We start from the raw sequence: 15,326 nt of genomic DNA, 5'->3' as shown, positions 1-15,326 counted from the left end.
GAGCCACGGCGAGCCGTTCAGGAAGAACAAGGAGCAACACATGTCCATACGCAGATCGTCGGGTCTGATCGGCGCCGTGGCACTGGCCCTCGCCCTGTCCGGGTGCGGCTCGTCGGACGGCGGGTCGGACGACGCGGGCAACGGCAAGACGCGGGTCTTCAAGGCCGACAACGGCAAGATCAAGATCCCGGACGACCCGAAGCGTGTGGTCGCCACCGGTTACGCCGTGCCCGTCATGATCGAGGCGCACGCCCCGCTGGTCGGCATCTCGTCGTGGAAGCGCGGCGAGCCGATGATGAGCAAGCAGGACCTCGCCACCTACAAGAAGACCCCCAAGGTGGCGGGCGAGCTCGCGACCGAGACCAACTACGAGGCCATCGCCGAGGCCGAGCCCGACCTCATCGTCATCGGCGTCCCCGCCCCGGTGCTCGGCGACATCGACGTCAAGCGCCTGGAGGGCATCGCCCCGGTCGTCGCGATCGGCCCGACCGTGCCGTCCATGTGGCGCGAGCAGTCCCGCCAGCAGGCCGACGCCGCCGGTTCGCTCAAGCAGTTCGACGCCATCCAGGCCAAGTACGAGGCCAAGGCCAAGAAGCTCGCCAAGAAGTACGAGAACGTGCTGCCCGACCTCAAGATGGGCCACGTCGGCGCGTACGGCGAGAACGCCAAGGGCACCTGGCAGCGCGAGTTCGGCGGCTCCTGGGGCACCAACGTCGCCGAGGACGTCGGCGCGAAGTACTACGGCAAGGTCAAGAAGAAGGGCCCCGGCTCGCGCGCCGTCAGTGAGTACCCCTCCATCGAGGAACTCCCCGAGGCCCTCGGTGACGCCGACGCCATCACGTACTCCGTCAACGCCGACGGCAGCGTCCCCGAGCCGGTGAAGTACGTCATGGACTCGAAGCTGTGGAAGAACCTGCCCGCCGTCAAGGCCGGCAAGACCTTCCCGATCCGCTACACCGAGGCCGCGACCTACGGGCAGGCCATGCAGACCCTGGACGCGATCGACAAGTCGTTCGCGCCGCTCCTGAAGCGGTGACCGCCGCAGGCCGCACGTCCACGGCTGCGGGAAGCGGGCGGGCCGCGCCACAGATCGGCCTGCTCGTCGGCGGCCTGGTGCTGCTCGCGGTCGTCGCCGTGGTCAGCATCGGCGTCGGCGCCCGCCACATCTCGCCCGCCGAGGTCGTGCGCGCGCTGCTCGACTACCAGGGAACGGACGACCACGTCGTCGTGCGCGACGTCAGGGCGCCCCGCGCGCTGCTCGCCATCGCGGTGGGCGCCGCCCTCGCGGTGGCGGGCGCGCTGATCCAGACGCTCGCCCGCAACCCGCTGGCCGAGCCCGGCATCCTCGGCGTGACCGCGGGCGCCGGGTTCGCCATCACCATCGGCTCCGGGCTCGGTCTGGCCGCGGGCCAGGCCGGGCAGTTGGGCTGGGCGATCATCGGCTCCGTCTTCGCGGCGCTCCTCGTCGCCGCGGTCGGCCGCCGCTCACCGCTGCGCCTCGTCCTCACCGGCGTGGCCCTCACCGCGATCCTGAACGGTGTCGCGCTGGGCATGCGGCTGATGCTCCCGGACACCTTCGACACGTACCGCTTCTGGTCCGTCGGCTCGCTCGCGGCCCGTGAGAAGGCGCCGCTGGCCCTGCCGTTGACCGCGATCGGCGTGTGCCTGGTCGGCGCTCTGCTGATGAGCCGGGCCCTCAACGCCCTCTCGCTCGGCGAGAACGTGGCCAGCACCCTGGGCGCGAGCGTGAACCGGGTACGGGGCCTCGCCCTCGTCCTGATCACCGTGCTCAGCGGCGCGGCGACCGCGGTGGCCGGGCCGATCCTGTTCGTCGGCCTGATCGTGCCGCACCTGGTCCGCAAGCCTGCCCAGGGCTCGGTTCCGTGGCTCATCCTCTACACGATGGTCCTCGGCCCGATCCTGCTGCTCATCGCCGACATCGGCTCGCGGATCCTGCTGCCCACCGGCGAGGTGCCGGTGGCCATCGTGACCGCTTTCCTCGGCGGCCCCATGCTGATCTGGGCCGTCCGTCGCTACGGGGCGGGATCGCTGTGAACGTGAACGTCATCGGACTGCGCGTCGAACGCCGCACCGTGGTGCTCGTCGCCGTACTCGTCCCCCTGATCCTCGGCCTCGGCCTGCTCGGGCTGTGCTACGGCGCCTCCTGGTCCTCTCCGCGCGAGGTGTTCTCCGTGCTGAGCGGGGCCGAACCCTCCGTCGTGATCTGGGACTGGCGGATGCCGCGGGTCCTGGCCGGTCTCGTCTTCGGCGCCGCCCTCGGCGTGGCCGGGGCGATCTTCCAGAACCTCACCCGCAACCCGATGGGCAGCCCGGACGTCATCGGCCTGGACGCGGGCGCCTACACCGGCGCCCTGGTCGCGATGACCGTCCTGTCGGGCACGGCCGCGCAGGTGGCCGTCGGCTCGGTCATCGGCGGACTCGTCGTCGCGGCCGCCATCTATCTGCTCTCCTTCGACAAGGGCTTCTCCGGAATGCGCCTCGTGGTGATCGGCATCGCGATCAACGCGATGGTCACCGCGGTCAACTCCTGGATCGTGCTCCGCGCCGACCTGGAGGTGGCGATCGCCGCGGTCGGCTGGAGCGCGGGCTCCCTCAACAACGTGGGCTGGGGCGACCTGGGCATTCCGTTCACGGTCATCGGTGTGCTGCTCGCCCTGATGGCCACCCGCGCGCACGCCATGCACCAGGCGGCGCTCGGCGACGCGGTCGCGGTCTCCACCGGCGTCGGACTCGACAGGCTGCGGCTGTTGATGGTCCTCGTCGGCGTCGGCTGCACCGCCACGGTGACCGCGGTGGCCGGACCCATCGCGTTCATCGCCCTTGCCGCCCCGCAGATCGGCCGCCGCCTCGCCGGCGCGGCCGGAGTGCCGCTGCTGCCGGCCGCCCTGACCGGATCGGCGCTGCTCATGGGCGCCGACCTGATCGCGCAGATGCTGCTCGCGCCCGTCTCGCTGCCCGTCGGCGTGGTGAGCACCGCGATCGGCGGTTGCTATCTGATCTGGCTGCTGACCAAGGAGGTGAGGCGCGCGTGACCGCACGCCTGACCGCGCGGGACATCACCCTGCGCTACGGAGACCGTGTGGTGTCCACACGGCTGAGCCTCGACGTCCCCGACGGCGCGTTCACCGCCATCGTGGGCCCCAACGGGTGCGGGAAGTCGACCCTGTTGCGCGCCCTGGTGCGGCTCCTTCGCCCCGACGAGGGGCAGGTGGAGCTGGACGGCCGCGACGTCGGCGGCTACGGCGGCAAGGCACTGGCCAAGCAGCTCGGCTTCCTGCCGCAGGACCCACAGGCCCCCGACGACATCAAGGTCCGCCAACTCGTGGGCCGGGGCCGCTTCCCGCACCAGTCGATGCTCGCCCTGTGGTCGAAGCACGACGAGGAGGCCGTCGCCGAGGCGATGATCGCCGCCGGCGTCACCGACCTGGCCGACCGCCCGGTGCAGGAGCTGTCCGGTGGCCAGCGGCAGCGGGTGTGGATGGCCATGGTGCTCGCCCAGGAGACGCCCTATCTGCTCCTCGACGAGCCGACGTCCTTCCTGGACATCACCCACCAGTACCAACTGCTCGGCCTGCTGGCCAGGTTGCGCGATCAGGGCCGCACAGTCATCGCCGTCCTGCACGACATCAACCAGGCGTGCCGGTTCGCCGACCACCTGGTCGCCATGAAGGACGGCAGCGTGATCGCCGAGGGCGACCCCACGGACATCGTGGACGCCGCGCTGATCAAGGACGTCTTCGACCTGCCGAACGTCATCATCCCCGACCCCGTGACGGACACGCCGATGGTCGTCCCCACACTGCAAGGAGAGTGAGTTGAGCACCATCGTGTCCTCGGAGGGACTGCTCGACCTGACCAGCGCCCAGCTGGGCATCTGGAACGCGCAGCGCCTGGAGCCGGACTCGCCGTACTACGTGGTCGGCGACGTCGTGGAGATATCCGGCGACGAGCCCGTCGACGTGGACGCGCTGGTCGAGGCGGTCAGGGCGACCACCGAGGAGGCCGAGACCCTGCGGCTGCGGGTGTACGACACCCCCGAGGGCCCGCGCCAGCGGATCGGCGACGAGCCCGTGGAGCCGCCCCGGGTGGTCGACCTCAGCGGCGAGGCCGACCCCGCGGCGGCCGCCGAGGCGTTCGTGGCCGCCGAGCGGGCCCGCACCGGCGAGGCCTGCCGCACGATGGTGGACATCCCGCTCTACTCGCGCACCGTCATCAAGCTCTCCGACCGCGAGGTCTGGTACACCCAGCTCGGTCACCACCTGATCTTCGACGGCTACACCGCGGCGATGCTCGCCCGCCGTACGGCCGCCCGCTACACCGCGCTGGTGAACGGCACCGAACCCCGCACGTCGACCTTCGGGTCCTTCACCGATCTGGTCGCCGCCGACCGCGCCTACCGCGAGAGCGAGCGCTTCGCCGAGGACCGCGCCTACTGGGTCGAGCGGTTCACCCCGCTCCCCGAACTGGGGGACCCCGGAAGTTCCGACTCCGCCGCGGGCCCGCCCGAGGCCACCCTGACCGCCCGTGCCGTCCTGCCGCCCGAAGAGCTGGCCAGGCTGCGCGAGTTCGCCGACCGTGAGGGCGTCACCTGGGGCGAGGCCCTGATCGCCGGATACGCCGCGTTCCTGCATCGCGTCCTTGGCCGCACCGATGTCGTCTTCGCGCTGCCGCTGATGTGCCGGACCGGCTCGATCGAACTGCGCACCCCCTCCATGGCGGTCAACGTGCTCCCGCTGCGGGTGAGCGTGCAACACGGCGACGGGCTCGGGGAGTTGAGCAAGCGGGTCGCCGCAGCGATGAAGGAGATGCGCGACCACCAGCGCTACCGCGGCGAGGACCTGCCGCGCGACCTCGGCGTGCCCGGCGCGGGCGCGCTGCTGCACGGACGGGGCATCAACCTCAAGGCGTTCGACCTGGCGATCGACTTCGCGGGCTCCACCGGCGTCATGCGCAACGTCGCGGGCGGCCCGCCCGAGGACATGGGCCTGAGCGTCCTGCCGACCCGCGACGGCGGACTGCTGCTCGGCTTCGAGGTCGACGCCCGCGGCACCGACCAGAGCATGGTCGACGCCAAGCTCTCCGGCCTTCGCGCGCTGCTCACCGGGCTCACCGACGGCCTTCCCGTGGGGCGCATCGCCCTGGCCGATGACGTGGCGGGGCTCCTCGCGGACTGGGCGCCGCCCGCCCTGCCCGGCACCCCCGTCGACGTACCGACCGCCTTCGCGGCGATGGCCGCGGCCGATCCCGCTCGCACCGCCCTGGTCTGCGGCGACGTCCGGCTCACCGCGGGGGAGTTGGCGGGCCGCGTGCACCGCGTCGCCCGCGCGCTGCGGGCCCGCGGCATCGGCACCGAGGACATCGTGGCCCTTGCCCTGCCGCGCTCGGCCGACTCCGTGGTCGCCCTCCTCGCGGTCATGGACGCGGGCGCCGCGTTCCAGCCGCTGGACGCCGCGCACCCGCCGGAGCGGCTGCGCGAACTGCTCGACGACACCCGTCCCGCGCTGGTCCTGACCGACGGCGCGGTCGCCCTGACCGACGGCACGCCCGTCCTCACCGACGGCACGCCCCTCCTCACCGACAGCACGGTCGACGGACTGCCCTGGACCACCCTGCTCGCCGAGGCCGCGGGCCTCTCCGACGCGCCGCTGGGCGCCGACGAGTTGGCCGCGCCCCGCCACCCCGAGCACCTCGCCTACGTGATCCACACCTCCGGGTCGACCGGCCGCCCCAAGGGCGTCCTCGGCCGGGTCGGCGGTCTCGCCTCGCTCCTGCACCACCAGCGGTCCACGGTCGTCGCCGAGGCCGAGCGGTCGGTGGACAGGCCGCTGCGCGCCTCCCACACGTACTCGTTCGCCTTCGACTCCGCCTTCGACCACCTGATGTGGCTGCTGTGCGGGCACGAACTGCACGTCTACGACGCCGAGACCGCCCGTGACGCCGACGCCCTGCTCGCCGCGTACGTCCGTGACGGCATCGACGTCGTGGACACCACGCCCTCGATGGCCGCGCCCCTGATCGACGGCGGCCTCCTGGAGCGGCGCCCCGCGCTCCTCGTCCTCGGCGGCGAGGCGACCCCGCCCGCGCTGTGGCGGCGGGTCGTCGAGTCCGGGATCGCCGCGCGCAACATCTACGGGCCGACCGAGGCGACGGTGGACGCCACCACCGCCCGCGTCGAAGGCGACGAGCCGACGATCGGTCACCCGCTCGCCGGCACCCGGATCCACGTCCTCGACAACGCGCTGCAGCCGGTGCCGCACGGCACGGCGGGCGAGCTGTACCTGGCAGGGCCGCACCTGGCCCGCGGCTACCTCGGCAGGCCCGGCGCGAGCGCCGAGCGCTTCGTCGCCGACCCGTTCGGGGCGCCGGGGGAGCGGATGTACCGCACCGGCGACGTCGTCCGGTGGCTTCCCGGACGCGGCCTGGAGTACCTCGGCCGCGGCGACGGCCAGGTCAAGATCCGCGGCCACCGCGTGGAGACCGGCGAGGTCGAGGCCGCCCTCGGCGCGGTGCCGACCGTCACCGCGGCGGCCGCCACGGTGCGTGCGGGGCGCCTGATCGGCTACGTGGTGTCCCCCTCCGCCACCGCCGAAGCGGTCCGCGCCCACTTGGCCGAGCGGCTGCCCGAGCACATGGTGCCCGCCGCGGTCGTGGTCCTGGACGAACTGCCGGTCACGGCCAACGGCAAGCTCGACCGCGCCGCCCTGCCCGCGCCCGCCGTCTCCGGCGGCGGCCGCGAGGCGGGCACCGAGCGGGAGAAGCTGCTCTGCGCCGTCCTCGCCGAGGTGTTCGAGGTCGAACGGGTCGGTGTGGACGACGACTTCTTCGCCCTCGGCGGCGACAGCATCACCGCGATCACCGTCAGCAGCAGGCTGCGGGCCAAGGGCTTCGAGCTGCGCCCGCGCGACCTGCTCGCCCGCCGCAGCTTCGCCTCCCTCGCCGCCTCCGCCGAGGTGGTCAAGGACACCGCCGAGCCCATCGACGACCCGACCGGGTCCGTGCCCGCGCCGCCCATCGTGCGCGCCCTGCTCGACCCCCACCCGGACGTGGACACCGTCGCCGGATACGCGCAGTGGACCGCCCTGCGCGTCGACCAACTCGCCCACGACGACCTGGCCAAGGGCGTCCAGGCCGTGCTCGACCACCACGACGCGCTGCGGCTGCGCGCGGACGACGGCCTGGAGGTGCTGCCCCGCGGGGCGGTGCGCGCCGTCGTCAACGAGGTGCACGGCGAGGACGTGACCGAGCTGGCCGGGCGCCTCGCCGGTGAACTCGACCCGCGCTCGGGCGACCTGCTGCGCGCCGCCCTCGTGAGGACCGGCGACGGCACCCCCGACCGCCTGGTCCTCGTCGTCCACCACCTCGCCATGGACGGCGTCTCCTGGCGCGTCCTGCTGCCCGACCTGCACACCGCCTGCGCCGGCGGCGCGCTCGCCCCGGTCGGCACCTCCTGGCGGCGGCACGCGCTGTTCCTCGCCGAGCAGGGCGTGTCCGGTGCGCGACAGGGCGAACTCGCCTACTGGCGCACCGCGTTGGACTCCGCTTCCCGTCTGGGTGCCCGCCCCCTCGACCAGACGAAGGACACCGTGGCCACCGCACACCGGTCGGTCACCGTGGCCTCGCCCGAGGTCACCGATGCGCTCCTGACCACGCTGCCCGCGGCCTACCGCGCAGGCGTGGACGAGGTCCTGCTCGCCGCCCTCGTGCTCGCCCTGCGCGAGTGGGGCCTGACCGGCGACGCGACGACCGTCACGATGGAGGGCCACGGCCGCGAACACCTCGACCTGGCCCGCACGGTGGGCTGGTTCACCGGCGAGTACCCGGTGCGCGTGCCCTCCGTCGGCGATGTCGGGCGGGTGCTGCGCGCGGCCAAGGAGGCCCGCCGCGGCGTCCCCGACGGCGGCATCGGCTACGGCGTGCTGCGCTCCCTTGACCCGGCGGTCGACGCGGAGTTCACCTCGGCCCCGCCGCCGGACGTCCTCCTGAACTACCTGGGCCGCTTCGCCGCGCAGCCCGCCGAGGGCTGGCGCCTGCCGGAGCGCGACGCCTTCTCGGTCGTCGAGCCCGACGCCAAGGCCCTCGAACAGGTCCTCGCCCTCAACTGCTTCGTGCACGAGGAGGGAACCGAAGAGGGCGGGCCCCAGCTCGCCGTCGAGTGGACGGCCGCGACCGAGGTGCTCGGCACGGACGTCGTGGCAGCCCTCCAGGCCGCCTGGGCCACGGCCTTGGACGCGCTGGCCGAGCACGCCCGCCACACCGTCGGCGGGCTCACCCCCTCCGACCTGCCGCTGGTCGACCTCGACCAGGCGGCCATCGACGCCCTCGAACGCACCGACGGCGTCGGCCGCATCGCGGACGTCCTGCCCGCCACCCCGCTCCAGGTCGGTCTCTCCTTCCACACCCTGGTCCGCGACGACCAGGACACCGATGTGTACGTCGTCCAGGCCGTGACCACCCTCGTCGGCGCGCTCGACCCGGACCGCATGGCCGAGGCCGCGCGCGAACTGCTGCGCCGCCACTCCGCGCTGCGCGTGTACCTGGGCACGGCCGGGGACGAGGTCGTGCAGGTGATCCCCGCCGACGTCACCCTGGACTGGCGTCAGGACGACCGGTTCGAGGAAGCCGTCCGCGCGGATCTCGCGCGGCCGTTCGACCCGGCGAAGGCGCCGCTGATCCGCTTCCTGCTGTCCCGGATCGGCCCCGACGAGCACAAGCTGGTGATCACCAACCACCATGCCCTCCTTGACGGTTGGTCGATGCCGCTGGTCGGTCGCACCCTGCTCGCCATCTACGCCGAGCTGGGCGGCGGCCCCGCGGCTCCGGTCTCCCCTCCGCTGTCGGAGTACTTCCGCTGGCTGGCGGGCCGCGACCACGCGGCCTCGCTGCAGGCGTGGCGCGACGCGCTGGCCGGTGTCGACGACGCGACGCGCCTCGCGCCCGCGAGCGTCGGCACCGCCGTCGAGCGGCCCGGCCGCGTCGGCGTCGGCCTCGGCCAGGAGTTCAGCGACCGGCTGCGCACGTTCGCCCGCGACCAGGGCGTCACCCTGACCACGGTCCTCCAGACCGCCTGGGGCCTGCTGCTCGGCCGGCTCACCGGGCGCCGCGACGTCGTGTTCGGCTGCCCCGTCTCCGGACGGCCCGCCGAGGTCGACGGCGTGGAGTCGATGGTCGGCCAGCTCGGCACCACCATCCCGGTGCGGGTGCGGCACACCCAGGACCGCACGGCGCGGGACCTGATGGCCGACGTGCACGCCGAGAGCGTGGCGCTCGCCGACCACCACCACGTCGGCCTGCCCGAGATCCAGCGCGCGGTGGGCGTCGGCGAACTCTTCGACACCATGCTGGTGATGGAGAACTTCCCGCTCTCCAGCCGCAAGCGCACCCCGCTCGCCCCCGGGCTCGACCTCGCGGGCGTCGACATCACCGACGCCACGCACTACGCCCTCACCGTGATCGTCATCCCCGACGACGAGATCACGATCGGCCTCGGCTACCAGCCGCACGCCTTCGCCGAGGAGACCGTCCGCGACTACGGCCGCTGGCTGCACACCCTCCTGAAGGAGATCGTCGAGGACCCGGCACGGCCCGCGATCCGCATCCCCTCCCTCGACGCCGAGGAGCGGGCGCGGATGCTGCGCACCGGCACCGAGGTCGTCCCCGCCAGGGACCGCGGTCACTGGCTGGAGGAGTTCGACGCCTGGGTGCGCAGCAAGCCCGACGGCGAGGCCCTGGTCTGCCGCGATCGCAGCCTCAGCTATGCCGAACTCGACCGGCAGGCCAACCGCGTGGCCCACGCGCTAATCGAGCGCGGGGTCCGTCCCCAGGACCCGGTCGCCGTCCTCCTCGGCCGCGACATCGAGATGACCGTGGCGCTCTTCGGGGTGGCCAAGGCGGGCGCCGTTTACGTCCCCCTGGACGCGAGCTACCCGCGCGAGCGGCTCGCGTACATGATCGACGACATCGTCCCCGCCGCCGCCCTGACGACCGGCGCCGACGTGCCCTCCGAGCGCGACATCCCGGTGCTGCGCCTCGACGACCCGGCGACGCTCGCCGCCGTGCCCGACACCGACCCGGTCGAGGCACGCGCGAAGCTCACCGACGACGCCCTCGCGTACGTCATCTACACCTCGGGAACCACCGGGCGCCCCAAGGGAGTCGGCGTCACCCACCGCGGTGTGCCCGACCTGATCGCGCTGCAGGAGGAGGTCGTCGGCGTCACCGAGCACGACCGGTATCTGCACTTCGCTTCGACCAGCTTCGACGTCGCGTTCTGGCAGACCATGGTGCCGCTGCTCTCCGGCGGCACGTCGGTGATCGCCCCCGAGGAAGTGCGCGTCCCCGGCGACGAGTTGCTCGACTACATCGCCGAGCACCGCGTGACCGGCGTCAACCTGCTGCCGTCGTTCCTCGCCGCGATGCCCGACGACCGCACGGTCCCCTCCGACGTGTTCTTCGTCGTCGGCGCCGAGCGGCTCGACCCCGAGCTGGCGCGCCGCTGGGGCCAGGGACGCAAGGCGCTCTTCAACGCCTACGGACCCACCGAGGTCACGATCAACTCCGTGACCTGGCACTACGACCCGGACGACCAGGGACCCCTGCCCATCGGCCGTCCCGACCCCAATGTCCGCGCCTACGTCCTCGACGGCGGACTCCAGCCCGTCGGCGTCGGTGTCACGGGCGAGCTCTACCTCGGCGGACCCAGCGTGGCCCGCGGCTACCTCGGCCGCCCCGGCCTGACCTCCGAGCGGTTCGTCGCCGACCCGTTCGGCGCGCCGGGGGAGCGGATGTACCGCACGGGCGACCTCGTGCGCTGGCGTCCCGACGGACAGATCGTGTTCCTCGGCCGCGTCGACCACCAGGTCAAGGTCCGCGGCTTCCGCGTCGAGCTGGGCGAGATCGAGTCCACGCTGACCCGCCACCCCGACGTCCGCGCCAGCGCCGTCATCGTGCGCGAGGACCGCCTCGTCGGCTACGTCATCCCGACCGACGGCGCCGACCTGGACATCGCGCAGGTACGCGAATACCTGGCGGGCGAACTGCCCGACCACATGGTGCCGACGGCGTACGTGGAGATCGACCGGCTGCCGCTGACTCCCGGCGGCAAGCTCGACCCCACCGCGCTGCCCGCCCCCGAGGCCGCGTCCGCCGCGCGCCGCGAGCCCGCCACCGAGGCCGAGGCGATCCTGCTCGGCGTGTTCCAGGACGTCCTCGGCACCGAGGACATCGGGCCCGACGACGACTTCTTCACCATCGGCGGCGACAGCATCGTGTCGCTGCAGGTGGTCTCCCGCGCCCGGCGCAAGGGCCTCGGCCTGACCGCGCGGGACGTCTTCGAAGGAGAGACGGTCGCCGGCATCGCGGCACGGGCCCGCGCCCTGGACGGCGGCACGGCGCCCGCGACCGGCGACGCGCCCCTGACCCCGGTCATGAAGGACCTGCTGCGCCGCGCGGGCACCGCCGCGGACGGGTTCTGCCAGTGGGTGGAGATCTGCGTCCCGCCGGGCGGCGACGAGTCCACCTGGCAGGCCGCGCTCGACGCCCTCCTGGCCCGGCACGACGTGCTGCGGGCCCACCTCGTCGACGACGCGCTGCGCGTGCCGCAGGTCGGCGCCGTCACCGGCGCCGACGTGCTGACCCGCGTACCGGCGACGGACGACCTGCGCGCCCTGATCGCCTCCCGCGTCACCGAGGCCCTCGACGCGATGGACCCCCGCACCGGGCCGCTGCTGCGCGCCCTGTGGGTGGACGCCGGGCCCGAGCGTCCGGGCAGGCTCGTCCTGGTCGCCCACCACCTGGTCGCCGACGGCGTCTCCTGGCGCGTCCTGCTCGACGACGTCGAGCACGCCTACTCGGGCGGCGCGCTGACCCGGCACGGCCAGTCGTTCGTCGGCTGGGCGAGCTCCCTGCGCGAGGCCGACCGGCGGGCCGAACTGCCGCACTGGCAGCGGATGACCGCCACCAAGGCGCTCACCGCACCGCTCGATCCCGCACGGGACACCGCGGCCACCGCGGCGCACCACGAGATCTGGCTCGGCGCCGACGCGACCCGCGCCCTGATCACGACGCTGCCCGCCGCCTACCGCACCACCCCGGACGCGGTGCTCCTCACGGCGCTCGCCCAGGCGGTCAAGGCCTGGCGCGGCACGCCGGAGCTGCTCGTCGCACTGGAGAGCCACGGCAGGCCGACACAGGTCGACCTCTCCCAGACGGTGGGCTGGTTCACCGCCGTCCACCCCGTACGGCTCGACGCGGACGACGACGTCCGCGCGGTCGGCGAGCGGCTGCGCGCCCAGGGCGACGGCCTCGGATACGGCATCCTCACCTCGGCCGGTCTCCTCGACCCGGTGGAGCCGGAGGTCGCCTGGAACTACCTCGGTCAGTTCCCCGGCGCCCCGACCGACGAGACGCCGTGGCAGCCGGCGCCGGACGCCGACCCGCTCGGCTCCGGCGGCACGGACGAGATGCCGCTGCCGCACAGCCTGATGGTCAACGCCCTGGTGCGCGACGACGCGCTCGGGATCCGGATCACCTGGCCGTCGGCGCTGTTCACCGCCGCCGAGATCGAGGAGCTCGCCGGGCACCTGCGTGCCGCGGCCGAACGCACCGCCGCCGCACCGGAGATCAGCGCGCTCGGCGGCGACCGCCCGATCGCCGAGGTCCAGCCGCTCACCCCGCTCCAGGAGGTGATGCTGCGGCACTCGCGCACCGAGCGCCCCGACCCGTACACCGTGCAGTCGACGTTCTCGCTCGCCGGGCCGCTCGACGTCGACGCCCTGCGGGGCGCGGGCGGCGACCTGCTGGCCCGTCACCCGAACCTGGGCGCCGTGTTCCCCGCCGACCTGGCGGTGATCCCCAAGGAGCCCCTGCCGGACTTCCGGGTGGCCGAAGGACCCGCCGACGAGGTCCTCGCGGCCGACCTGGCCGAGCCGTTCGACCTCACCGAGGGCCCGCTCGTACGGCTGACCGTGATCCGTCGCGGTGCCGAACTCGCCGACCTGGTGCTGACCACGCACCACGTGCTCTCCGACGGCTGGTCGGCGCCGCGCATCCTCACCGAGCTGTTCACCCTCTACACCGCACGCGTCCAGGGCCGTGAGCCGGACCTGCCCGCACCGGTGCCGTTCGCCGACTACCTGAACTGGCGCGCCGAGCACGAACCCGAACTCGGCGTGTGGGCGGCGGAGTTGGCAGGGCTGCCCGAGGGCGACTACCTGGTGGGCGCCGCCGAGCCCGGCCCCGCCTGGCAGGAGCCCGAGCTCATCGCGTTCGACGCGGCCCTCGTGTCCGAGCTCACCGACCTCGCCGCACGGCGCGGCCTGACGCTCAACACGCTGGTGCAGGGCGCCTGGTCGGTGCTGCTCGCGCGGCGCTCAGGACGCGCGGACGTCTGCTTCGGCGCCATGGTCGCCTGCCGTCCTCCGGAGCTGGAGGGCGTCGAGGAGATCATCGGTCTGCTGGCCAACACCGTTCCCGTACGGGCACGTCTCGAGGGCACGCTCGCCGAGGCGCTCGTGGACCTCCAGGCCCGGCAGCGCACGCTGGTCGAGCACCACCACGTCGCGCTCACCGACCTGGAGCGGCTGACCGGCAGGGCCAGGCTCTTCGACAGCCTGGTGGTCTTCGAGAACTACCCGGTCGACCCGGACCGCCTGCGCGAACCCGCCCCCGGCCTCACGGTCGTCGGCACGCGCTTCCGCGAGTCCACCCACCACCCGGTGACCCTCACGGTCATGCCGGACGGCGACGGCTGGACGGGCGTGCTCGCCCAGCGGGCCGGAGTGGACGTCGACGGGCTCGCCGAGGAACTCCTCGACCTGCTCCGCACCCTGGGCGGCCACCTCGACGACGCCGTGCGCGACCTCCTGGAGCGAGTGTGAGCGAGAAAGTCGCAGCCCCGCCCGCACGGGTGGACGCACCGCTGCTGCGGATCGCGTTCATCCTCGTGCTCGGCACGTTCATGGCCACGGTGGACGCCACGATCGTCAGCGTCGGCATCGACACCCTGTCCGAGGAGTTCGGCGCGTCCGTCGCCGAGATCCAGTGGGTGTCCACCGCCTACCTCCTCGCGGTGGTGGGCGCCGTGCCCGCGTCCGGCTGGCTCGCCGACCGCTTCGGCGGCCGGCGCACCTGGCTCGTCGCCGTGGGCGTGTTCCTGCTGGGCTCGGTGCTGTGCGCGCTGGCCTGGTCGGCCACCAGCCTGATCGTGTTCCGGGTGATCCAGGGCCTCGGCGGCGGGCTGCTTCCCGCCACCGGTCAGGCGCTGCTCGCCCGGATCGCGGGACGCGAGCGCACCGGGCGGGTCATCAGCGTCGTCTCGGTCGTCCCGCTCCTGTCCCCGGTGCTCGGCCCGCTGGTCGGCGGCACCATCCTCGGGGTCGCGCCCTGGCCGTGGCTGTTCCTGGTCAACCTGCCGATCGGCGCGGCCGCGATCCTGCTGGCACGCCGCCATGTGCCGGTGGTGCCGCCGTCGCCGCAGCGGACGGCGTTCGACCTGCGCGGCGCGGCGCTCCTCTCGCCCGGCCTCGCGGTCCTGGTGTACGGCCTGACCGAGGTCGCCCACGGCCGCACCCTCCCTGCCGTGATCGGCATCGCGGCGGGCCTGACGATGCTGGTCGGGTTCGCCGTGCACGGCCTGCGGACCAGCGGCACACCGCTGGTCGACCCGCGCCTCTTCGCCCGGCCGCCCTTCGGAGCCGCCGCCCTCGCGCTGCTCGTCCTGGGCGCGTCGGTGTTCGGCACGATGTTCCTGCTGCCGCTGTACTTCCAGACCGGCCGCGGCCTCTCGGCCTGGGAGGCGGGTCTGCTGCTCGCCCCGCAGGGCATCGGCGCCGCGGCCGGTTCGGTCCTGGTGAACCGCACGATCGACAAGGTCGCGCCACGCACCCTGGTCGTCACCGGCATCGCGCTGATCCTGGTGGGCACGGCCCCGTTCACCCAGCTCGGCCACGACCCGGCGGACGCCGTGATCGCCGCGGCGCTCGTGGTCCGCGGCGTCGGCATGGCCATGATCGGCGCGCCCGTGATGAACATCGTCTACAGCCGCATCGAGCCCGCGCAGATCCCGCGTGCGGCCGGAGCGCTCAACCTCCTCAACACGGTGGGCGGTTCGCTCGGCACCGCGGCGCTCGCCGTGGTCCTGCAGGAGAGGCTGACAGCCCGCGGCGCGGACATCTCCTGGGCGTTCGCCGACACCTTCTGGTGGGTCCTCGGCTTCTGCCTGCTCGCCGCGGCGGGCGCCACGAGGCTGCCCCGCACGCACGCGGGGAAGCCCTGACGGGCGACCCACCCGACCGGTCAGCCGAAGGCCC

At 73.5% G+C, this 15,326-nt stretch carries 6 protein-coding genes; all 6 read left to right on the top strand.

The features are described from left to right. The first annotated feature begins 40 nt into the window (after positions 1–40). From AB0B50_RS29595 to AB0B50_RS29570, 6 genes are read left to right on the top strand one after another with little or no spacing between them, the layout of a single operon-like run. The gene (locus tag AB0B50_RS29595) at positions 41–1,036 is read left to right on the top strand and encodes an ABC transporter substrate-binding protein (protein WP_362338535.1); all 996 of its coding nucleotides are present in this window, start codon (positions 41–43) and stop codon (positions 1,034–1,036) included. Beyond that, the gene (locus AB0B50_RS29590) at positions 1,033–2,055 is read left to right on the top strand and encodes an iron chelate uptake ABC transporter family permease subunit (RefSeq protein WP_362338532.1); all 1,023 of its coding nucleotides are present in this window, start codon (positions 1,033–1,035) and stop codon (positions 2,053–2,055) included. The genes AB0B50_RS29595 and AB0B50_RS29590 overlap by 4 nt, the downstream gene beginning before the upstream one ends. A gap of 2 nt (positions 2,056–2,057) precedes the next feature. Then, a complete protein-coding gene (locus tag AB0B50_RS29585) occupies positions 2,058–3,053 on the top strand; it encodes an iron chelate uptake ABC transporter family permease subunit (protein WP_362338529.1) in 996 nt (331 codons plus the stop codon). Beyond that, on the top strand, positions 3,050–3,835 hold the full coding sequence (locus AB0B50_RS29580) for an ABC transporter ATP-binding protein (RefSeq protein ID WP_362338526.1): 786 nt from the start codon (positions 3,050–3,052) through the stop codon (positions 3,833–3,835). Before AB0B50_RS29585 ends, AB0B50_RS29580 begins: the two co-directional genes overlap by 4 nt. 1 nt (position 3,836) lies before the next feature. Next, the gene (locus AB0B50_RS29575; protein ID WP_362338524.1) at positions 3,837–13,895 is read left to right on the top strand and encodes an amino acid adenylation domain-containing protein; all 10,059 of its coding nucleotides are present in this window, start codon (positions 3,837–3,839) and stop codon (positions 13,893–13,895) included. Further along, complete coding sequence (locus AB0B50_RS29570) at positions 13,892–15,292, top strand: MDR family MFS transporter (RefSeq protein ID WP_362338521.1); 1,401 nt, start codon at positions 13,892–13,894, stop codon at positions 15,290–15,292. Before AB0B50_RS29575 ends, AB0B50_RS29570 begins: the two co-directional genes overlap by 4 nt. The last annotated feature ends 34 nt before the right edge of the window (positions 15,293–15,326 follow it).

Origin of the sequence: Streptomyces sp. NPDC041068 (assembly GCF_040647455.1) — a bacterium.
Classification (GTDB): Bacteria; Actinomycetota; Actinomycetes; order Streptomycetales; family Streptomycetaceae; genus Streptomyces.
Note: the sequence above shows the minus strand (reverse complement) of the source record. Positions and strands in the feature narration are given on the sequence as shown.

Bases quoted from the DNA above. Each gene is read 5' to 3' on its own strand.
- AB0B50_RS29595 (WP_362338535.1), top strand. From the start codon at position 41: ATGTCCATACGCAGATCGTCGGGTCTGATCGGCGCCGTGGCACTGGCC.